21 protein-coding genes are annotated in these 20,490 nt (G+C 39.7%); 12 read left to right on the top strand and 9 right to left on the bottom strand.

The features are described from left to right. The first annotated feature begins 4 nt into the window (after nucleotides 1-4). The gene (gene soxR / locus A7967_RS16435) at nucleotides 5-493 is read left to right on the top strand and encodes a redox-sensitive transcriptional activator SoxR (protein WP_231658988.1); all 489 of its coding nucleotides are present in this window, start codon (nucleotides 5-7) and stop codon (nucleotides 491-493) included. A gap of 238 nt (nucleotides 494-731) precedes the next feature. Next, a complete protein-coding gene (locus A7967_RS16430; RefSeq protein ID WP_054204139.1) occupies nucleotides 732-2,585 on the top strand; it encodes a S8 family serine peptidase in 1,854 nt (617 codons plus the stop codon). Nucleotides 2,586-2,771: 186 nt separating this feature from the next. Here the strand turns inward: A7967_RS16430 and A7967_RS16425 are convergent, their stop codons facing one another. Both A7967_RS16425 and A7967_RS16420 read right to left on the bottom strand, forming a co-directional pair. Next, nucleotides 2,772-3,200 carry a GNAT family N-acetyltransferase gene (locus tag A7967_RS16425; protein ID WP_054204138.1) on the bottom strand — a complete coding sequence of 143 codons (429 nt, stop codon included), beginning with the start codon at nucleotides 3,198-3,200 and terminating at the stop codon, nucleotides 2,772-2,774. Nucleotides 3,201-3,209: 9 nt separating this feature from the next. Continuing rightward, entirely contained in the window at nucleotides 3,210-3,836 is a 627-nt protein-coding gene (locus A7967_RS16420; RefSeq protein ID WP_054204137.1) for a LysE family translocator, read from the bottom strand. 88 nt (nucleotides 3,837-3,924) lie between these two features. On the opposite strand from A7967_RS16420, the gene A7967_RS16415 reads away from it, so the two are divergent. The 3 genes from A7967_RS16415 (at nucleotide 3,925) to A7967_RS16405 (ending at nucleotide 7,371) form a co-directional block, all read left to right on the top strand. Beyond that, nucleotides 3,925-5,319 (top strand): aminotransferase-like domain-containing protein, encoded by a 1,395-nt coding sequence (locus A7967_RS16415; protein ID WP_064435867.1) that lies wholly within the window; start codon nucleotides 3,925-3,927, stop codon nucleotides 5,317-5,319. A 341-nt stretch (nucleotides 5,320-5,660) separates the two neighbouring features. Then, on the top strand, nucleotides 5,661-6,296 hold the full coding sequence (locus A7967_RS16410; protein ID WP_054452255.1) for a hypothetical protein: 636 nt from the start codon (nucleotides 5,661-5,663) through the stop codon (nucleotides 6,294-6,296). Beyond that, a complete protein-coding gene (locus A7967_RS16405; protein ID WP_054204134.1) occupies nucleotides 6,286-7,371 on the top strand; it encodes a rhomboid family intramembrane serine protease in 1,086 nt (361 codons plus the stop codon). The genes A7967_RS16410 and A7967_RS16405 overlap by 11 nt, the downstream gene beginning before the upstream one ends. A gap of 103 nt (nucleotides 7,372-7,474) precedes the next feature. Here the strand turns inward: A7967_RS16405 and A7967_RS16400 are convergent, their stop codons facing one another. Beyond that, nucleotides 7,475-8,665: an iron-containing alcohol dehydrogenase gene (locus A7967_RS16400; RefSeq protein WP_064435866.1), complete on the bottom strand. Its 1,191-nt coding sequence runs from the start codon at nucleotides 8,663-8,665 to the stop codon at nucleotides 7,475-7,477. 45 nt (nucleotides 8,666-8,710) lie between these two features. Further along, entirely contained in the window at nucleotides 8,711-9,070 is a 360-nt protein-coding gene (locus A7967_RS16395) for a DUF1294 domain-containing protein (RefSeq protein WP_064435865.1), read from the bottom strand. 49 nt (nucleotides 9,071-9,119) lie between these two features. Between A7967_RS16395 and A7967_RS16390 the strand changes: the two genes are divergently transcribed. Then, nucleotides 9,120-9,647, top strand: coding sequence for a hypothetical protein (locus A7967_RS16390; protein ID WP_064435864.1), 528 nt, complete (start codon nucleotides 9,120-9,122; stop codon nucleotides 9,645-9,647). A gap of 68 nt (nucleotides 9,648-9,715) precedes the next feature. On the opposite strand, the gene A7967_RS16385 is transcribed toward A7967_RS16390, so the two are convergent. Next, nucleotides 9,716-10,258: a carboxymuconolactone decarboxylase family protein gene (locus A7967_RS16385; RefSeq protein WP_054204130.1), complete on the bottom strand. Its 543-nt coding sequence runs from the start codon at nucleotides 10,256-10,258 to the stop codon at nucleotides 9,716-9,718. Nucleotides 10,259-10,366: 108 nt separating this feature from the next. Between A7967_RS16385 and A7967_RS16380 the strand changes: the two genes are divergently transcribed. Beyond that, on the top strand, nucleotides 10,367-10,957 hold the full coding sequence (locus A7967_RS16380; protein WP_064435863.1) for a TetR/AcrR family transcriptional regulator: 591 nt from the start codon (nucleotides 10,367-10,369) through the stop codon (nucleotides 10,955-10,957). 66 nt (nucleotides 10,958-11,023) lie between these two features. On the opposite strand, the gene A7967_RS16375 is transcribed toward A7967_RS16380, so the two are convergent. From A7967_RS16375 to A7967_RS16355, 4 genes are all read right to left on the bottom strand, one after another. After that, entirely contained in the window at nucleotides 11,024-13,144 is a 2,121-nt protein-coding gene (locus A7967_RS16375) for a methyl-accepting chemotaxis protein (RefSeq protein ID WP_054204128.1), read from the bottom strand. Nucleotides 13,145-13,268: 124 nt separating this feature from the next. Further along, nucleotides 13,269-14,879 carry a PepSY-associated TM helix domain-containing protein gene (locus A7967_RS16370; protein ID WP_064435862.1) on the bottom strand — a complete coding sequence of 537 codons (1,611 nt, stop codon included), beginning with the start codon at nucleotides 14,877-14,879 and terminating at the stop codon, nucleotides 13,269-13,271. 21 nt (nucleotides 14,880-14,900) lie between these two features. Next, nucleotides 14,901-15,188 carry a hypothetical protein gene (locus A7967_RS16365; RefSeq protein WP_054204126.1) on the bottom strand — a complete coding sequence of 96 codons (288 nt, stop codon included), beginning with the start codon at nucleotides 15,186-15,188 and terminating at the stop codon, nucleotides 14,901-14,903. Nucleotides 15,189-15,562: 374 nt separating this feature from the next. Next, a complete protein-coding gene (locus A7967_RS16355; RefSeq protein ID WP_054204124.1) occupies nucleotides 15,563-15,991 on the bottom strand; it encodes an organic hydroperoxide resistance protein in 429 nt (142 codons plus the stop codon). Between the two features lie 128 nt (nucleotides 15,992-16,119). Here A7967_RS16355 and A7967_RS16350 point away from each other — a divergent pair, with 128 nt between their 5' ends. The 5 genes from A7967_RS16350 (at nucleotide 16,120) to A7967_RS16330 (ending at nucleotide 20,425) form a co-directional block, all read left to right on the top strand. Further along, a complete protein-coding gene (locus A7967_RS16350; RefSeq protein ID WP_054204123.1) occupies nucleotides 16,120-16,551 on the top strand; it encodes a MarR family winged helix-turn-helix transcriptional regulator in 432 nt (143 codons plus the stop codon). Between the two features lie 98 nt (nucleotides 16,552-16,649). After that, nucleotides 16,650-17,660, top strand: a complete 1,011-nt coding sequence (locus A7967_RS16345) for a zinc-binding alcohol dehydrogenase family protein (protein WP_054452267.1) — start codon at nucleotides 16,650-16,652, stop codon at nucleotides 17,658-17,660. A 569-nt stretch (nucleotides 17,661-18,229) separates the two neighbouring features. After that, nucleotides 18,230-19,576, top strand: coding sequence for an N-succinylarginine dihydrolase (gene astB, locus A7967_RS16340; RefSeq protein WP_054204121.1), 1,347 nt, complete (start codon nucleotides 18,230-18,232; stop codon nucleotides 19,574-19,576). A gap of 3 nt (nucleotides 19,577-19,579) precedes the next feature. After that, complete coding sequence (locus A7967_RS16335; RefSeq protein WP_054204120.1) at nucleotides 19,580-19,834, top strand: hypothetical protein; 255 nt, start codon at nucleotides 19,580-19,582, stop codon at nucleotides 19,832-19,834. Between the two features lie 177 nt (nucleotides 19,835-20,011). Then, nucleotides 20,012-20,425: a GNAT family N-acetyltransferase gene (locus A7967_RS16330; RefSeq protein WP_082379009.1), complete on the top strand. Its 414-nt coding sequence runs from the start codon at nucleotides 20,012-20,014 to the stop codon at nucleotides 20,423-20,425. The last annotated feature ends 65 nt before the right edge of the window (nucleotides 20,426-20,490 follow it).

Genomic DNA, 20,490 nt, shown 5'->3' with positions numbered 1-20,490 from the left:
AATAATGAGTAAAAACACGATGCCAACAACGACCACCACAAAAAAAATCGTCGACGCCAATTTAAGCGTTGGCTTTGTTGCCAAACGCAGCGGTGTTAATGTCTCAGCCCTACATTTCTATGAATCGAAAGGGCTAATTCGTAGTTGGCGTAATAACGGCAACCAACGCCGTTACAAGCCAGATGTATTACGCCGTGTTGCGGTGATCAAAGCCGCTCAAACTATGGGCATTACACTTGATGACATTAAAAGCACACTTGACACGTTGCCAGAGCAACGTACTCCTACAAAAAAAGATTGGTCTGCCCTGTCTAAGAAATGGCAAGCTCAGCTTGATGAACGAATTGCCTATATGCAGCGTCTTCGCGATAAAGTTGATGGCTGCATTGGTTGCGGTTGCTTATCAATGAACAACTGCCCAATTTACAATAAAGATGATCATCTAGGCGACGAACAAAGCGGTGCTGTGCTTTTAAATACCCCTCAAAAATAATTCCTCCAATAACATCAATACGCTCAATATTAAAAATACCTAGCACGCGTAATTGCACTAAAAAACAAGCACGCGTTAGGCTCATGATAAAGCGACAGAAAAACCTAAAACAGTCACACTTGTTTACATACCTTTACATTTAAGTTAAACAAAAGTTAACGAAATGTTTACTTATTGCTATTCAGGGCTATCTTTTGGAGTGCGTTTCAAACAGTAACCATCCAAAAAGGATTAAACAATGCGTAAATTAAGTACTCTAAGTTTTGCTGTATTAGTCGGTTTATCAGCTGGGCAAGTTCATGCCGCAGAACTTATGTCTGTCGACACAAGCCGTGCGATTGAAGGTAAATATATCGTTGTATTTAAAACTCCCTCGGTTTTAAATATTCAAAGTAGTGACGCAATAGCAGACTTTGCCAGTTCACAATCGGCCAGTTTAAGTAACCTATACAACATCGACGTGGCTCAGGAATTTGGCGGCGTTTTAAATGGTGTTGTTGTCAATGCATCGGATAAAACAATTCAACAAATGCTTAGCAATCCGAATATTGACTATATTGAGCAAGATCAAATGATGTCGGTTAACCCTTTAGCACAAACAAACGCAAATCAACCAAATGCAATCTGGGGCTTAGACCGTATTGATCAGCAAGATCTTCCTCTCAATTCAAATTACTATTATGACTTTGATGGATCTGGGGTAACAGCCTATGTCATTGATACTGGTGTACGTATAAATCACAATGAATTTGGCAATCGCGCATCTCATGGTTATGACTTTATCGATAATGACTCAGATGCAACAGACTGTAATGGACATGGTACGCATGTAGCAGGCACGATTGGTGGTGGCGCTTACGGGGTTGCTAAAAATGTAAACATTGTTGGCGTGCGTGTACTGGGCTGTAATGGTTCTGGCTCAAACTCAGGGGTTATTGCAGGTATTAACTGGGTTAAAAATAATGCATCGGGTCCTTCTGTAGCCAATATGAGCTTAGGCGGTGGAGCTTCGCAAGCAACTGATGATGCTGTAAATAATGCCGTAGCCGCAGGAATTAGTTTTGTTGTAGCTGCCGGTAATGACAACAGTAATGCCTGTAATTATTCACCAGCTCGCGCAGCTAATGCCATAACGGTTGGCTCAACAACCAGCGGCGATAGCCGTTCAAGTTTTTCAAACTATGGTAACTGTTTAGATATCTATGCACCTGGTTCAAGTATTAAATCAGCGTGGTATAACTCAAATACAGCAACAAATACCATCAGTGGTACATCAATGGCCTCACCTCATGTTGCTGGTGCCGTTGCACTATACCTTGATGAAACACCTTCTTTAAGCCCATCACAAATCGAAACCATGCTCAGCCAACGTAGTACTAAAAACAAAGTATCCGATGCAAAATCTGGCTCACCAAATGAGTTACTTTACACATTAGAAGGTGGCATTATTGTACCGCCAGAAGAAAATGAACTCACCAATGGACAAAGTGTTACCGTATCAGGTGCTCAAGGTACAAACACCTTTTATAAGCTAGTTGTACCTGCGGGCTCTGAATCGTTGTCATTTGATACAAATGGTGGTTCTGGCGATGTTGACATGTATGTACAGGTAGGGCAAAAACCTTCAACGAGTAGCTACAACTGTCGACCATATAAAGATGGCAACACAGAAAACTGCACGTTCACCAACCCACAAGCTGGCGATTGGTGGGTGATGCTCAATGGCTACAGCCAATACAGTGGAGTAAGTTTAACTGGCACTATTGGCGGCGGCACTAGTTGTGGCAGTAATTGCTTAACAAATGGTGTACCAGCCACAGAGCTTTCTGGCGCACGTAATCAAGAACTCGTTTACACTATTGATGTACCCGCAAATGCCACGTTAAATGTCAGTATGTCTGGTGGCACGGGCGACGCTGATCTATATGTTCGTAAAGACGCTCAAGCTACAACGAGCGTGTATGACTGTCGTCCATATGCAAACGGTAATAATGAAAGCTGCAACCTAAACTCAGGGCAAGGCGGTAAATACTACATTACATTAAGAGGGTATAATACATTCTCTGGCGTTAGCATTGTCGCATCTTACTAATTTGCAATAACCATTGAGTAAAAACACGGCCTATTTTTATAGGCCGTATTGTTTATTGTTACCCTGAGCACTCATGTTATTAATAAAACGGCTATAAATAGAGAAAATGAGTTGAGCTGAAAAATAATAAGAATATTTAACTAATATCTAACTGCACGCGTCAAAACATTCAATCCATACTTAATTTTACTGCTGTAATACTGTTGAGTACCCGCCAGCTAAACATTTTTCCATTGCAAGATTGGGGTTTGCTTGGCTTTGAAAACCAAATTGTTGATAAAGTGAATGAGCGTCTTTTGTTGCTAGTGTAAAACGGCGCAACGATTGCAATTCAGGGTGACTCATTACATGATCCATCAGCTTTTTACCCAGCCCTCGCCCTCTAAATGGCTCTAACACAAATACATCCAGTAAGTTTGCAAAAGTGGCTTGGTCAGTCACCACTCGTGCAAATGCCAATAGCTGGTTATTTTCAATTAATGCAAAGCACAGCGAATGTGCGAACGCTTTTTCTAACCGTTCGCGACTAATGCCTTGACTCCAATAACTTCGCTCAGATAAAAACTCAAACGCTTGGGTAAATTGTTGTGGTGACAATTGGTGAGTAAATTTCATTTTATTCCCCTACTGGATGCTTGTATTGGAAAGAAAAACTAAAGGAATTGATGCCGCAAGAAACAGTGACATAATCCAATTAAAACGTTTAAAAGTATTTGGCCTATTTAAAAATTGGCGCATGTATTTACCAAAATTCACCCAAAACAAGCCTGAGCAAGCCGCAACAAGGTTAAAAATAATCACGCCCAAAATTGCAGAAGGCCAATAAGCACCTTCAGGTAAAGTAAGTGCAGTACAAAGTGTCATTAACACCGCATATGACTTAGGATTGATCAACTGAAAAAGCATGCCTTGAAAAAAACTCAAAGGCTTCACCTTGGCATTTACGCCGTCTACTTGGGTTGAATTAGCCACTTTATACGCCAGATATAAAATATAACCACTGGCACAAAGTTGTAGAAAAAAATGCAGTTTTGGCTGCATTAAAAACAATTTCCCTAACCCCAATAACATTGCCAAATGCATTATCGTCATGCCAACACGAATACCTAATAAGTGCGGTAGGGTTTTGATCACGCCAAAATGTGTGCCTGAGTGAGTAAGCAAAATATTATTAGGCCCAGGCGTAATTGACGCCGCAAAACAAAATAAAATGAGAGCCGGGGCAAGCTCAAAAACAGTAACTGTATTCATAATGGTTAATTGTATTGATACAATATTGTGGTTGTTTAATAACTATTAATTGTCATACTTATACAAAATCATCAATATTTTTATTGTTATGGATACAATTTACAAACCTGATCGGGCTCTGTTTAGCAACTTATGTGACACACAACCCAAATACCGTGCATTAGCTGCTTTGATTGAGCATGCTATCGACAACAAAATGCTGGGCTTTGAGCAAAAGTTACCAGCCCAACGACTACTCGCTGACAGCCTAAGTGTTACACATGGTACGGTAACGCGTGCATACGCTTTACTTGAGCAGCGAGGGTTGGTTACTGCAAAACTAGGGGCTGGTACCTTTGTAAGTAAAGTTATTGAGTTAAGTCACTTTGAGGGCGACACCGACTTTGCTTCGAGCATGCAACCTATGATGGGGCAACAACATGTTATGACCAACGCCCTGCAATCGCTATCAAAGGATCAAAGTGCATTAAAAGATGTGATGATTTATAAACTCAACGGGCTTACCTCACATCAACATTTTTTTAAGCAATGGCTAGCGGATAAGGGCATTGATTGCTTAAACCATCCGTTGATATTTACCCAAGGCGCTCAGCAAGGAATATTCACTACGTTAGCAACCTTGTGTAAAAGTGGCGATACTGTCATTGCAGAGTCGATGTGTTACCCCGGTTTTTATCATGCGTGTCATTCGCTTAAACTTTCATTAGCGCAAGTAAACGTACATAGCAAAGGGATTGATCTTGCGCAAATAGAAGCTCTGTGCAAGTCACGGACAATCAAAGCAGTGTATATCACGCCAAACTGTCAAAACCCGACCAATATTTGCTATAGCAGTGACAATTTAGATGCTCTACTGGCGCTGAGTCGCCGATATAATTTTTTCATTATTGAGGATGACGTAAATTACTGTTTGCCAGAGCATTGGCGATTACCATTATGGCAACAAGCTCCCGATCGCGTTTTTTATATCTCAAGTTTTTCAAAATACTTTGCCGGCGGGCTACGAGCGGGTTACTTATTACCTCCACGACTTTGGGAACAACCAATTTTAAAACAACTGCATAGTGAATGTTGGGCGGTGTCCTCAATGAACTTTGAGTTAATAATGCGCGCTATTAAAAGTAACGAGTTTGCTTATAATCAAACCAAGCTTGCCGATGAAATCAGATATCGTATTGAAGAAACTAAAAAACGACTCAAAGCCTACGAAATAGACGCACATTTTGCCAGTTTAAACGTGTATATCCCCCTAGCTCCGTCGCAAAATATGTTTGAATTTTGCGGCGTATTAAAAGCACATAAAGTAATAGTGAGGACATTAGACGCTTTTGTCCTCGACGATCCCACCAGCAAAGCGAATTGCCAAAATGGTGTACGCCTCACCCTAGGCGGCCCAGCAACTCGGGCTGAATTCGATTTAGGCATAACTCGCATAGAAGCCGCATTAAAGCAATTTAATCAAACTTTTGAGGTAGTTATTTAAATAATTAGATATACATAAGTTTCATCAGCTTTAGGTCAGTTTATTGTGAGGGGTTGGGGTTGGTTTTAATGATAATTAATTGCCCCCCCCGAAGCGCCAGATAGCACCACTTATCAAAAGTAAACTATTTACCTATTCCCGACAATGTAAATAACCACTGTATTCGGGTAACATAATACCTCTAAACAATATAAATAAACCTATATCCCTTGTATTTCCTTCTAATTCAAAACACATTACATAAAATATGAAACAAATTAACAACAACTGATTGTTAAAACCAAAAAATTCAAGTAGCCTATCGCGCTCAAAAAGGAAGCAATCGCATAAGGAATAAACACGTGGAACCAACACAACCTACCTCTGAAGATAGAGCACCAACACCTAAACCTAAATTGGCTGAAGCATTAAAAACGGTTGATAATAAAGAATTAAAAAGTACCGGTTTTTGGCTAAATCAGGTATTTCTTGTGCTTTCAACAATTTTTGGGGTTTACCTAGCCGCGCAAAGTGGTTTAGAGCAAGCGCTTAAATTTGATACATATAGTAAAATGGAAGATAATTTTTATCTTCGCACCTCACTTTATGACGAAGTAAAAGACAACGCAGCAAATGTACGTGCTTATGCAGAGCGACTCGCTAAAAGCCCACCGAGTTCAGAAATGCAATATCACAAACCAAATCTTGAGCAATATATTTGGCAAACAATGCAATACTCACCCACAACACTTGAAACGCCGAGCATATTTTTAACTCAAATACGCCGCTTTTATAGCCGTGCTGAATTTGTGATTGAAGCGGCGTTAAAACGTCAAATGTCTGCGCGTCAAGCTTCGCTAGAACTCAATAAAATTGCTGATATTATTGAATTGCAAACATTGCCTAAGCTTCAGGCGAGTGCATTAAACTTGCAAAAAGAATTAAAGAAAAACGATATAATTATTGGTTCATTAAAGGACACTAATAATGCCAACTAAGCGCTGTCCACATTGTATTACCCATCCATTAGAAGTGACGCATTATCAAGGCGAAGAAATTGATATTTGTCGTGAATGTGGTGGTCTATGGTTTGAAAAAAACGAAGTTAATAGAATGATTGCCGAGATCAATGAAGGCCCAATCGGCGATAAATACGAAACTCATTTTGGTGAGTCGTTGGGGATCTCCAAACTAGATTGCCCTGATTGTAATAAAAATTTAGAGCGTTTTCATTTACTCGAAGATTTCCATACAGAAATTGATGTGTGCCGTCATTGTGATGGTAGTTGGATTGAAAAAGATCAATTAGAAAGCGTTGAAAATAGCCCTGAACTTAAAGCGAGCTTAGACAAGCTAAATCAAAAAGTTAGTTGGAAAACTTACCTGTTTCAATTTTTAACGCAAATGCCGGTTGAATATAACCTAAAACCAAAACAAACGCCGTGGGTAACACGCAGTTTAATTGCTCTCAATGCCATTATTTTTGCCTTGTATTTTTTTAATACCACCGCATTCAGCACCACACTCGAACTGTTTGCCATGAACCCAAGTAAGATTTCTCAAGGCGAACATTTATGGAGCGTGATTACCTGTGTGTTTTTACATGGCTCAGTAATGCACCTTATCGGTAATATGTACTTTTTATACATTATTGGCGATAACCTAGAAGACGTATTAGGCCATAAAAAGTTTTTAATGTGGTATATGGTCTGTGGCTTGGCGGCGTCTTTTGCTAGCTTTATCGTTGATCCAAGTTCAGCAATTCCAAGTGTAGGAGCAAGCGGCGCTATCGCAGGTTTATTTGGTATGTATTTAATGTGGTTTAGGCACGCAAGCTTAACCTTTATGATCATCATTTATCAGAAAAAGTTATCTGCGGTTTGGTTTTTTGTAATTTGGTTAGGGATCAATATTTTTGGCATGATCTCTGCGCCAGATGGTGTTGACTATGGCGCTCATATTGGTGGCTTTATTGCAGGCTTAATTATTGGCTTTGCTTTAAAATCAAAAATAATTGAACAAAATCCAGTTATTAATTTACTAAACCAGCCTGAGGCTCAGCTAAGACGTTGATTTAGTTTCGTAAATTCGTTTCTGCAATTTTCTCTTGCAGGAACGACGCTTCTTGCCAAACTCATACGCTTAAAGCCTATTACTGACTTGATTACTGACTTGATTACTGAGTTAATTGCAGAACAATTGCTTCACATTGTGAATGACTCATAAATACTGGCACGGGATAATCTGGATGCGCTTCTTTCATTGCCGCTTGTGAGATACCCGATATATCGTTTACTTTTATCTCAGGTAACGTTTTCGGTATGGCTAAAGATGCTAATAAATCATCAAACGTTTTAAGTAATAACAACGCCTTTTGCTCAGTACTTTGCTGGGGCTGTGTCAACTTACAATAATCCGCAATCTCAGCCAGTTTAGGGTATATTACTTTGCCATAAAACCTCAAAACAGGCATTAATAGTACACTATTAGCTAAACCATGTGCGGTGCCATATTGCGCGCCAAATTGATGGGCGATAGCATGCACATACCCTACCGATGTACGAGTAAATGCCTGTCCAGCGTAAAAAGAGGCCAGTAACATTTGCTCTCTGGCAACTAAGTTATCACCTTCGTTATAAGCAACTTTAAGGTTTTTTAAAATAAGATCTATCGCCTGGAGTGATTTTTCATTGCTAAATGCTAATCCAATAGTCCCTATATACGCCTCGATGGCATGCGTTAACGCGTCGATACCCGTTGCAGCTGTAATAAAGTCAGGCACACTTTGTGTCAGTTCGCCAATTAAAACCGCATCACTTGGCACCAATGAAAAATCAGTTACGGCATACTTTGTTTTGGTATTAGGGTCGTTAACAACGGCTGCAACAGTGGTTTCTGAGCCTGTTCCTGCTGTTGTTGGAATAGCACACAAAGGCGGTAAAGATTTAAGTACTTTAAAAAGCCCTTTTAATTGTTTTACCGATTTACTAGGCCTCACGGCACGTGATCCAATCAATTTAGCGCAGTCCATTACCGAGCCCCCGCCAATGGCAATAATGCCTGTGCAATGATGTTCTATATACATTTCAAGGCCATGCTCAACATTGTCTATGGTAGGGTTTGGAGCAACATCAATATATAAATGCCAAGTTATTTTTTTCTCGTCAAGTTGCGCTAGTGTCTGCTTAAGCACACCAAGCTTTTGTAAGGTCGCGTCACTGACGACTAACACAGGTTTTTCGTTATTCCATTGGGTTGCCCATTGCTCTAGCCCCGAATAACCTTGATATAAACGTGGGTGAGGTATACCAATGAAAATGACAATACATTTTAAAATAAAGTGATAACAGCGGTAAAAAACATGCATAATATTTAGCTTTTTTATTTTTATATAACCTGATAATGCAGCAATTTAAATAAATTGCCAGTAATACGCCGCACCTAACACACTAATATTTAGAAAAATGGTTAGCCACAGCACAACAATAAATGAACGCTTTTGTGATTTATGCCGAAACCATTGCTGTGCAATCAATGCCCCTGGCCAGCCGCAAACTAACGCTAAAATATGCAAACTACGTTCAGGTACTCTTGTTGATTGCTTTGGCTTTACCATAGCTAAATGCTTATCCCATTTATAAACACAAATAGTTATAACCGTCATTAGAACATACGCACAGCTTATAATTGCAGCCCAATAGCCAAGCAAGCCGCCTAGTACTAACACACACAAAAAACTACTCGAAAAAATAACTAAGATTTTTTTAATCAATGAACTATCGCCTATACTATGCAAAGAATAACAACTAAAGGCGCTAATTATGTCATATATAAAAACACTTACCTTAACCTTTCTTCTCACTTTGGCGTGTTTTGCTCACGCCCAACCTAGCGAGCTAGCCCCTGAGCTAGCAGTATTTAAACCTTACCTTGGTACATGGCAAGCTGATTTCAAGGTTGCTGATAACAAACCAAAAATTCAAGATGTAGGTATATGGGAACGTGCGTTAAATGGGCAAGCAATTCATACCAAACACTCGATAAACGAAGGTGAGTACGGTGGCGAGTCGATGATTTTTTGGGATCGTGAGCAACAGTCACTGGTATTTTATTATTTCACTACTGCAGGCTTTTACACTAAAGGTACTATGAAGGTATTGAGCCCAACACAGTTTGTTGCATACGAAACTGTAACAGGATCAAAAGAAGGGATTACTAAAGTTAAATCTATTAGTGACTATAAAGACGGCGAGTTTATAGTGTCGACTTCTTATTTAAAAAAAGGTGAGTGGACTAAACCTGAAAAGCGTATATACACGCGTAGTGATAAGCAGGTTATTTTTAAATAACTTTAAATACTATACCCAAGCCACCTCAAGATACAGCGCAGGAAAGTCTGCGCTGTAAAAGCAACTGATTATTTTACAAACTTTTTGAATGGTGCATCGATTGGGGTATCTGCCAGATGATTTGTGTAATTACTCATTACTTTTTGTGATAAACCTACAATAATTTCCAATAACTGTTGCTTAGCATAACCTGCAGCAAAAAAGGCAGCTATTTGCTCATCACTTATTACGCCACGACTACGCGTCATTGCCAACGTTGTCTCGCGAAGTGCTTCAAGTTTAGTGTCTGCTAACGGTGTTTTATTTACCAATGCATCAACAATACTTTGATCAACTTTCATGCCCGCAGCAATCGCACTGTGTGCTGGTACGCAATAATGGCAATCATGTTCGACATTTATAGATTGCCAAACCACGGTTAACTCTTCAGCGTTAAACGACGTATTTTGAAATAGTTCATGCAGTACTTGGTAGCCCTCAAGCAAAGTTGGCGCCTCTGCCATGACAGCATGTAAATTAGGTAACATACCAAATGCAGCGACTGATTTAGTCAGTAAAGGTTTTGCGGCTTCAGGTGCGTTATCTTGAGTATATAAAGTAAAATCGGTCATTATTTAACTCCAAAGTTGTCATTTAAATGTATTTACCTGATCTAGACTATTTGATTTTGAGCGATTGTTCAAGTTAAAATTGAGCATTCGTTCAAGAAGGTAATGATGATGGTCAATAAAGTTAAATTCGAGCGTGATGCGGTTGTACGCATTGCCAGCCAATTATTTTGGCAAAAAGGCTTTAACACCACTTCAACCCGTGATCTACAAGATGCAATAAACATGCGCCCAGGTAGCATTTATGCTGCGTTTGGTTCTAAAGAGGGTCTATACTGCGAAGCATTAAAAGACTACGCATTGCAAATGCAAAACAAGTTAAATACCTGTTTAGCTGCACACTCAAAAGTGCTTGATGGGTTGACAATGTTTGTAACGCAGGTATTGATTGAAGACCAGCATCATGCTCCTAGCAACTTATGCATGCTTATTAAAGCAAATAGCGAATTTGGTGACGATCAACCAACGCTAAAAACATTAAGTCAAAATTTGTTAGGTCAATTCGAAGAGTTCTTAAGTATTATTTTTACAAAAGCACAGCGCCAAGGTGAGCTCGCTGAGGATTTAACAGCACTTGAATATGCGCGTTTTTTTCAAATACAATTTACTGGCTTGCGTAGTTATTTAAATAGACCAAATTCAAATAGGCTAGCTGCGGGACTAATAGCGCAAATGTTTCTATCTTTACAGCTGTTAAAATAGCATAAAAGCAGTGTGTTTTAGATCTCAACATTTTTGTATTAAGATCTAAAACACCTGTTGGCGGGTTTAAGTCTTTAATTTATTCAATGCATCATCTTGCTGTGCAACGAGTTGATTCAGCATTTGACTACCGTCTCCCGCTTGCGTTGATAAATCAGCTAATTGTGATGCTGCATCAGATATAAGCGTTAAATTCCGATTGATTTCTTCAGTCACAGAGCTTTGCTCTTCTGCAGCTGTCGCTATTTGTGTAATTTGGTTGGTTATTTCTTCAACCTTAACAACAACACTGTGCAATGCATCAAATGCGACTGTCGTTTCATCAACTGCCGTTTGGGCACGAATTACCCCTTTTTCAATTACGGTTGATGCATTACCCACCTCTAACTGTAGGTTATCAATTAGGCCACTTATGTCATCTGTTGATGCACGCGTTTTCGATGCTAGCGCACGAACCTCATCAGCAACTACAGCAAACCCTCGGCCTTGTTCACCAGCACGTGCAGCTTCAATTGCGGCATTAAGAGCAAGTAAGTTTGTTTGCTCCGAAATAGTCCGAATAACATCTAAAATTTGTGTAATATCGTTACTTCTTGCCGCTACTTTTTCAACTGCTTGGTTAGCCTGCTTGATTTCTTCAGACATTGTTTTAACTTGCGTTACTGCAGACGACAAACTTGTTTCACTGCTAACAACTAAGCTATTAATCTCATCAGCTTGCTGAGCCGATTGCTCAGATGCACGGGCCACTTCCAATGCCGTGGCGCTCATTTCATTCATGGCAGTCACTACGCTTTCAATTTCTTGAAATTGCGCTTGTACATTTTGCTTTGTATCTACGGCAACATGCGCTGCAATTTGTGCTTGATCTTTTGTTTGGCCTGACACATCTTTGAGCTGAGCAATCATATCGCGTAGCTTTTCTAAAAATGCATTAAAGCCAGTTGCTAAGGCCATTAACTCAGCATGAGTATCGACAGATAATGTTTGCGTTAAATCGCCCTCAGCGCTGGCTAAATTATCAACTCGCTGTTGAATTTGCTTAAGTGGCGCAACAATACTTTTGATCACTAACGTCATGATAATAAATGCAGCCCCAGCAATCACTAAACCAGACACGAGTATAAGCCCGCCTAACGTATTAGCATTATCTTGCATACTTGCGCTAAGCGCTTGCGGCCCTTCTAAGGCAAGCTCTATGGGTACTTCAACAAGCAATGTCCACTGGCTACCCGCAAGCTTAATGTCAATTGGGTAGTTAACTAAATATTCATCACCTGACTTTAGTACGCCTGCATTCTTTTTCAGCGCAACGTAATCATCTAAAATATTCCCAGGAACCGCTTCTTTAAGTGGACGACCTAACTTTTCTTTGTAGTGACTACTGCCCACAATCAAATCGAGTGAACTTAACAAAGTAACCCGAGCTTGACCGTTATACAGTTCTTTTGATAATTGCTCTGTCATGGTTTGAAAAACAGGTAAGGTAATATCCACCCCACTGATCCCAATAAACTTGCCCGAGCGCAGGATGGGTACCGTTAACGAAGTCATCATTTCAGAATAACCCGGTGATATTTCGTATAGGTATGGTTCCATTATGCAAGCTTTTCGATTGTCTTTTGCACACAAGTACCATTCAGCTTCACGTAGGCCAAATTCATTTTTAGTTGTGACGTATTTTTCTGATGCGTCATCGACAATTTGTTGATCAATCACGCCTTCACGGCTGCGAGTAAAATATATCTCTAAAGTACCTGAACCTGCGACAGAATGATCAAAACCGTTTTTAAATTGCTGATCATTACCATCAAAACCGTTCGCCTCAAATTGCGAATAAATTGATGAAAGTATTGAATTACCAGCAATAATGGAACGGTTAAGTTGTACAACAGAATCACGGGTTAGTGTTTCGTCTGCCGCTTCGTTACCAAGCGTAGCAGCCAATGAAAAAGGGACACGATAAGCCTCATTAATAAAACCGGCTATTTTTTCGCCGTATGCAGCTGCATTTGTTGCTAGCTTTTCTTCTACTTCTGCCACTATTAACGTCTCAGCCTGTGCTGAAAGTACCTTATTACTACTTGAAAGTTGCCACCAAAGCACACTTGATAGCACTAAAACGGTTATAAAAATACTGCCTAAAGTAAGCCATAGTAACTTTTTCGCCAACGCTAATTGCCGCATTCCACTTATCCTTTAATTAAAACTACGTCTATATTCTAGTCTAATTACAAATAATTTAACTACATTTATTGGGAAGATAGTATTAATTAATGATTTCATACCATAAATTAGTAAATATTTTATATTAAATCGTGGATAACGGCTTAGGTAATGCCCATACGCTGTCTTTAGGCCCGTACAGAGCACGATGTTTTGTAATTTTATAAAAATACATAAACGCAAACCCCGCTAAAAGCGCAACAATATCAACACCGATACTCGTAAAGTTAATTACAACGTATAAACCTAGTTGTGGTAGTAACATTGCTACAAGTGACGTAGCAGTGATTGCAAAACAACTAAACATACATACTTTTAATAATGTAATTGCCGCTTTGGCAGCTCCTTTGTAAAAGCTGTAAAACACAAATGAAAAAAATACACCGTAGTAACTGTATAAATACGCATGGTTTATATTATCTACCAACGGATACAACCACTTTGCTACCACCATCGTGATTGCTACACCCGCTATCGATCCTAGACACATCCCCACAGTAGCTGCAGCCATTAATCTACAAGCACGTGTTTGTTTTACATTTTCAGCACTTTGTTGTTTAACACGACGTTTTTCAAGCCACAATAAGTTACCACTGTAAAATAAAAATGCGCCGCCCAAACCAAGTATAAAATAGCTCCAACGGCCAATATCACCACCAAAGCTACCAAAGTGCAGCGCATAAAAACTGGCTACAATGCGATTCCATATTGCATCATCCGCTGTACTGGCTGAATTATTACTTACTTCAAGTGTAAAAGGATGCATAAAAATATAGTCGGTGGTTGGCCCGCGCATCAACGCTGTTGGGTTATAAATTCCCAGCTGTGCAAATGGCCATGCTGTATCAAGACCAACAAAACGAAGCTCTTTGATAATATAGCCAGGGGCTTGCTCATCTACAATTGCTTGAAATTTCGCTACCGGTGGTAACTCTGTAAATGGATAAACGTGAGCTACGGTGTTGCTCCTTGGAAATAATGGCTGATCGCCATATACCGCTGTACCTAAGCTTGCATAGATCTGGCTATTAAAAGTAAAGACCACAACCGTTAAACTAATAACAAGATGAAACGGTAAGCTGGTTATACCCACTAAATTATGGGTATCAAGCCAAAAACGTTTTTCGCTTTTATCTTTACGGATCGCAAAAAAATTTTTAGTTAAACTGGGTAGTAAAAATATGATGCCTGACACAATTGCCAAAAAATACACGATTGCGGCAGTGCCTAATACGTATTCTCCCGCTATACGGTAACCAATAGCTCCTGCTATTCCTGCACTACGGTGTAATTGATCAATAAGCTCAGCCAATACGCCTTGCTCTGCTCGGTGTGTTATCAGTTGTCCTTGTGCATTTAAACTTGCATGCTGTCGTTGTTTATCTAACGCTAAACCTCGTGCAGTACCCTTCTCGTACCACATCATTGGCGAACGAGTTGTATCATTTAAATAGAGGCTAAACCCGCTACGGGCTTTGTCGTGGCTGCTGGTTGCCTGACTGATCAAGCTGTCTAACTGCGTAAACTTTACTGGCGCTAATACATGATGAGGCGGGGTAGCCCATTGCGCTATCTGATCTTTAAACATAGTTAATGAGCCCGCAAAAAAACCAATAAACAGTATGATCCCTGCGAATATGCCAGTCCAACTATGAATTAATTGATAAATGCGCAAAACATCGCTGCGTATCTTCATCTACATACCTTAATAAATAAACTATTTAAATAAATACAGCGCGCCATACACCACACAATTACTTGCCGATAGCCATAAAAAAGCACGTAAACCACTTTTAAACAAAAAGCTAAAACTTACAATTAATAACCATATTAGTGGCGTTAGCCATACATTAAATTGTACTTTACTCTTTGCGTCTATTCCTCCGGGACCAAACCAAGCAAATAGGCCAACTAACCCCAGTGCTAATAAATACCCTAGTAATGTGGCGGCAATGGTTTTTGTCCACCAATCAGGTGCAATTCTGTTGCTTTTTTTTATACGCACTTATTTTGCCTTACTACTACGGTTTATTAGCAATGGCGCACAACCCAGTGTGACCATATTAATTACAACCCAAGTAAAAATTGCGTTACTAATCGTAAACAACCAAAGCCACCCCAGTAGTGATACGAATAGAAAAAAATAACCTAAAATTCGCCACGGTTTAACAGCCAATGTATTAATTAAAGCACCTTGATGTTTATTCGTTAAGTAGAGAAAGCAACACCCAAGGATTGAAAAAATCAAAAAAACACACTGCCACATGGCTACCACCCTTTATTTGTTGTACGTAAAACGCCCTGGATTATAAACTAACGGTCGTAAAAAAGGCGCATTTTGATTTAAAATGCGCCTTTTTAAAATTAATTTAACAAAACTTAGATCACCGATAATTCAATTGCGATATTACCACGAGTGGCATTTGAGTATGGGCAAACTTCGTGCGCTTTAGCGACTAATTCTTCAGCGATGGTTTTATCTAAATCACCAACAAATACAGCCAGTTTTACAGCAATCCCAAAGCCCCCTTCGATTGGACCAATTGATACTTCTGAATCAATACGGGTATCAGCAGGTAATTTAATTTTAGCCTGGCCCGCTACTAATTTTAATGCACCAATGAAGCATGCGGCATAGCCTGCTGCAAACAATTGCTCAGGGTTAGTACCTTGACCATCATCGCCACCTAAGCCTTTAGGAGTTGAAAGCGCGACATTTAAACGGCCATCGTCTGATTTTGCAGACCCTTCACGGCCACCTGTTGCAGTTGCTTTAGCTGTATATGCGACTTGTAGTAATTCTTTCATGGTCTTTTCCTTATTTAAGGTTAAACGTTAAAGTATTTTGCATGCAAAATAATAAAGCAGAAAAATCATGATTGCAAATACTTTGTGTGCAAATTAAAATGTATTGTCTAGCCGTATAAAGAGCATTCATGAAATACCCACAATTAAAATTAGAGAACCAAATTTGTCATCGCTTGTATATGGCGTCAAATTCAGTGGTACGTGCTTATCGAGATGCATTAAATCAACTGGATCTCACTTATCCTCAATATGTGGTTATGATGGCGCTTTGGGAAGAAGACAAAGTCAGTATTGCGCAACTATTAGAAAAAACGATGGTCGATGGTGGCGCAATGACACAAATTCTTAAAAAAATGGCCGATAAACAGCTCTTAGCGGTGGTCAAAGGTGAAACTGATAAACGTAAGCGAGTCGTTAAGCTGCAACCTCACGGCCTACAACTACAACAACAGGCTGCTGATATTCCTGAAAAAATTCGCTGCCAATTCCCATCTATTAATGAGCAAGAAGCAGCCCTGCTAATCAGTTTGCTTGATAAACTCAATACTGACTTAAGCTAACTATCAAAAAATATTTGATAGTGTTTTAGATACAACCCTCTTTTTCATATAAATTAATTAGCTATAGTAAGTTCATAAACACATTAAGGAATCACCTCATGAAAGCCATTGGATATCTAGCAGCAACAAAAACACTTAACGAACAATCTTTTGAAATTATCGAGTTACCGACACCAATGGCGCATGACCACGATTTGCTAGTCGAAGTAAAAGCCATTTCGGTCAACCCTGTGGATGCAAAAATTCGCGCTAATGTAAGTCCTGATGAAGGTCATAAAGTCATTGGTTGGGATGCGGTGGGTATTGTAAGAGCAGTCGGCGATAAAGTGAGTTTATTTAATATTGGCGACCGTGTTTATTACGCCGGTGATTTAACTCGTTCAGGCAGTAATGCAGAGTTTCAACTGGTTGATGAGCGCATTGTTGGTCGTGCGCCTACCACTTTAAATGATGCCCAAACCGCAGCATTGCCACTGACCAGTATTACTGCATGGGAATTGTTGTTCGATCGCTTACAAATACCTCGCTCCAGTGATGCAAAACCCGCATCTTTATTAGTAATTGGTGCTGCTGGTGGTGTAGGTTCTATCTTAGTGCAACTAGCTAAAAAGTTGACCAATTTAACTGTTGTAGGCACCGCAGCACGCGCACAAAGTGTTACTTGGTTGCAAGAATTAGGTGTTGATCAGGTACTTGATCATTCACAAAGTTTAGATACACAAAGAGCGCAATTAAAGCTTACTGAATTTGATTATGTAATAAGCCTTACCCATACAGAGCAACACCTTGATGAAATTATTCAAGTGCTAAAACCGCAAGGTAAATTAGCGTTAATTGATGATCCAGCCAGTTTTGATATTTTAAAACTTAAACGTAAAAGTATCTCGCTACATTGGGAGTTTATGTACACCCGTTCGATGTACCAAACCGACGACATGATTGCGCAACATCAGCTACTTACTGAATTAGCAGAGCTAGTTGATAACGGCACCATTAAAACTACCTTAGGCCAACATCTAGGGAAAATCAGCGTAGAGAACTTAATGAAAGCGCACCAAATTTTAGAGTCTCATCAATCACGCGGTAAACTAGTACTCGAAGGGTTTTAAGCACATTTCTTTTTGCACGAAAGCCGGCCATTTCGTGCAAAAACCCCCACACAATTTAAATTCTAATGCTCCAGTATTGTGCAATTTAGTCATTACTTTTCACTATATTAGTGCTTACACTCAAACATTTACTCTCCAAAAAACCTAATTATTTGATTTTAATATCATAAAAATAATTTTCCGTACTGGCATAGATCTTCCTTATATAAAATTAACTCACATAAAGTGTGGGATTTAACTTTATCACCTCGTTAACAAGGAGCGGGCTATGAGTAATTTTTTGTATTTATTATGGCACTTAGACATCAGCGTTTGGCATGTTCATGATGCTAATGATGCACACACTATGTCAGAAAAGGAGCGTAGAGATGTTAAATAACTATCCGCACTTAGACTAAGCGCTAAAAAGCTACCGGTACATCAATTAACGATCAGTGAAGCATCTGAACACTATGATTAACCTGAGCGCGTTATTTATAAAGCATAAAATTAGCTCATTTTAATTAAACTATTACTGGCTATTTTATGTATAGTTTTAATACACAAGATATTAAAATTACGAGATGACAATGAAATCAGTAGAAGTGAATTTTGACGGCCTTGTTGGCCCAACTCATAATTATGCCGGTTTATCATATGGTAACGTAGCTTCGCTCAACAATGCAGCTAGTTACTCAAACCCAAAAGAGGCTGTGTTACAAGGCCTTGCAAAAATGAAAGCAATGCATGATTTAGGGCTGACCCAAGGCGTATTTGCACCGCATGCCCGCCCTGATATCAATGTGCTGCGCCGTTTAGGATTTACAGGCACTGCTGAACAAGTGATCAGTAAAGCATTCAAAGCTGATCCGGTGTTAGTTCGTGCATGTTATTCAGCATCATCAATGTGGACAGCCAATGCCGGTACAGTGTCTCCATCAGCCGATACACTTGACGGCAAAGTGCATTTTACGGCCGCTAATTTAAATAATAAATTTCATCGCTCTCTTGAGCCCCAAACTACTACTCGCTTGCTTAAAGCCATGTTTAATAACGATGATTATTTTAGTCATCACACTCACTTGCCCGATCAAGGTTTTTTTGGCGATGAAGGCGCAGCTAATCACACACGCTTAGGCGATGAGCATGGCGAACAAGGACTTGAGTTATTTGTGTATGGTGCCAGCGCATTTAACAACGCATTACCAAAACCAAGTAAGTTTCCGGCACGCCAAACTCTCGAAGCATCACAAGCAATTTGTCGACTGCATCAGCTAAAACCATCTAGCCAATTGATGATCCAACAAAATCCTGACGTGATTGATCAAGGTGTATTTCATAATGATGTGATTGCAGTTGGTAATGCCAATGTTCTGCTATGCCATCAACAAGCTTTTTTAAATCAATCGCATGCATTACAACAAATAAAAAATGCCTATATGGGGAATAAAACGCTGCATATTATAGAAGTACCCACCGCCAAAGTAAGCGTGCAAGACGCCGTTACCAGCTATTTATTTAATAGCCAACTCGTTAGTCTAAAAAACGGAAAAATGTTATTAGTCGCCCCACATGAATGTAAAAATAACCAAGCCGTTAACTCCTATATTGAAGAAATGATCATGGCTGACAACCCCGTTGATCAAGTGCAATTTTTTGACTTAAAACAAAGCATGCAAAATGGTGGTGGCCCTGCTTGCTTGCGTTTGCGTGTTGCGTTAAATCAACCAGAACTTGCGGCCGTCAACCCTGCTGTCATTTTAAATGATAGCAAGTACCAACAATTATGTGATTGGGCTAATAAACACTACCGCGACAAACTCAGCAATGATGACTTTGCGGATCCTAATTTACTTATCGAAAGCTATAATGCGCTTGATGAGCTTACCCAGCACCTGGAATTAGGCGCTGTTTACCCATTTCAACTAGAAGGTTAAGCAATGCACGATGTCGCCGCTGGCTACTCTCAAGTTTATAAAATAAATTCACTGCATGAATTTAAAGATTCGCTGAGTAATCTACTCATTGATAGTGTTAACTGCGGGGCATCAATTGGTTTTATCGCGCCATTAACCCACAAAAATGCTGATCAATATTGGTACAGTATTGAAAACGATTTACTAGGGCGTGCTGACCTTTGTGGATTGAAATTTGTTCAATCTAGGGGCGATTTAATCGCGGCGCGAGGTTTGTAACCTAGTGGGCTAAGTAAAAATCGAGCAAAGCTTGTGCGTCCTGCTCACGCCCCTTACCTACATCCGTGTAGGTAACAAAGAGTTAATCGCCCCTAGGAAGAACCCTTTAGGCAGCGCCTGTTTGGCATTTATACTGCGTTATCGCCTATTTATGGGCAACATCACACACCATAGGCGCTGCCTTGCCTAAATACCAAACAGTCTGCTGCAAAATCAATCACGGAAGGTCAACATGCCCTAAACAACAACCGTGAGTTATTTATTATCACGGTTGGAACTGAGGTGATTGGTGCTGTGCAATTATCGCTATGTAGTAAAGCCAATGGCGCACATCGTGGTGAAATTGAAAAACTCATGGTGCACAGCCAACATCAAGGTCAAGGGTTTGCTAAACAACTGATGAATACCCTTGAACAAAGCGCGTTACAGCAACAACTAACACTGCTGGTGCTTGATACTCGTTTAGGTGATGTAGCCTCACGTTTATATCATAAATTAAATTATATAGAAGCTGGGCAAATACCACAGTTTGCACTGAGTTCATCAGGTGAACTTAACGCTACTGTGTATTTTTATAAACCGCTACTTTAAAATGACATCCACTTTAAAATCATTGCGTTTAAAATAGCAACGCAATGATTTACAAACAAACGTAA

Source organism: Pseudoalteromonas neustonica, assembly GCF_001653135.1.
GTDB lineage: Bacteria > Pseudomonadota > Gammaproteobacteria > Enterobacterales > Alteromonadaceae > Pseudoalteromonas > Pseudoalteromonas neustonica.
The sequence above is the reverse complement of the archived record's forward strand: the minus strand, read 5'-3'. Positions and strand labels throughout refer to the sequence as shown.

Excerpts from the sequence above, each read along its gene's own strand:
- soxR (WP_231658988.1), top strand. The coding sequence starts at position 5 with ATGAGTAAAAACACGATGCCAACAACGACCACCACAAAAAAAATCGTC.
- A7967_RS16430 (WP_054204139.1), top strand. The coding sequence starts at position 732 with ATGCGTAAATTAAGTACTCTAAGTTTTGCTGTATTAGTCGGTTTATCA.
- A7967_RS16425 (WP_054204138.1), bottom strand. The coding sequence starts at position 3,200 with ATGAAATTTACTCACCAATTGTCACCACAACAATTTACCCAAGCGTTT.
- A7967_RS16420 (WP_054204137.1), bottom strand. The coding sequence starts at position 3,836 with ATGAATACAGTTACTGTTTTTGAGCTTGCCCCGGCTCTCATTTTATTT.
- A7967_RS16415 (WP_064435867.1), top strand. The coding sequence starts at position 3,925 with ATGGATACAATTTACAAACCTGATCGGGCTCTGTTTAGCAACTTATGT.
- A7967_RS16405 (WP_054204134.1), top strand. The coding sequence starts at position 6,286 with ATGCCAACTAAGCGCTGTCCACATTGTATTACCCATCCATTAGAAGTG.
- A7967_RS16400 (WP_064435866.1), bottom strand. The coding sequence starts at position 8,665 with ATGCATGTTTTTTACCGCTGTTATCACTTTATTTTAAAATGTATTGTC.
- A7967_RS16390 (WP_064435864.1), top strand. The coding sequence starts at position 9,120 with ATGTCATATATAAAAACACTTACCTTAACCTTTCTTCTCACTTTGGCG.
- A7967_RS16385 (WP_054204130.1), bottom strand. The coding sequence starts at position 10,258 with ATGACCGATTTTACTTTATATACTCAAGATAACGCACCTGAAGCCGCA.
- A7967_RS16380 (WP_064435863.1), top strand. The coding sequence starts at position 10,367 with ATGGTCAATAAAGTTAAATTCGAGCGTGATGCGGTTGTACGCATTGCC.
- A7967_RS16375 (WP_054204128.1), bottom strand. The coding sequence starts at position 13,144 with ATGCGGCAATTAGCGTTGGCGAAAAAGTTACTATGGCTTACTTTAGGC.
- A7967_RS16370 (WP_064435862.1), bottom strand. The coding sequence starts at position 14,879 with ATGAAGATACGCAGCGATGTTTTGCGCATTTATCAATTAATTCATAGT.
- A7967_RS16355 (WP_054204124.1), bottom strand. The coding sequence starts at position 15,991 with ATGAAAGAATTACTACAAGTCGCATATACAGCTAAAGCAACTGCAACA.
- A7967_RS16350 (WP_054204123.1), top strand. The coding sequence starts at position 16,120 with ATGAAATACCCACAATTAAAATTAGAGAACCAAATTTGTCATCGCTTG.
- A7967_RS16345 (WP_054452267.1), top strand. The coding sequence starts at position 16,650 with ATGAAAGCCATTGGATATCTAGCAGCAACAAAAACACTTAACGAACAA.
- astB (WP_054204121.1), top strand. The coding sequence starts at position 18,230 with ATGAAATCAGTAGAAGTGAATTTTGACGGCCTTGTTGGCCCAACTCAT.
- A7967_RS16335 (WP_054204120.1), top strand. The coding sequence starts at position 19,580 with ATGCACGATGTCGCCGCTGGCTACTCTCAAGTTTATAAAATAAATTCA.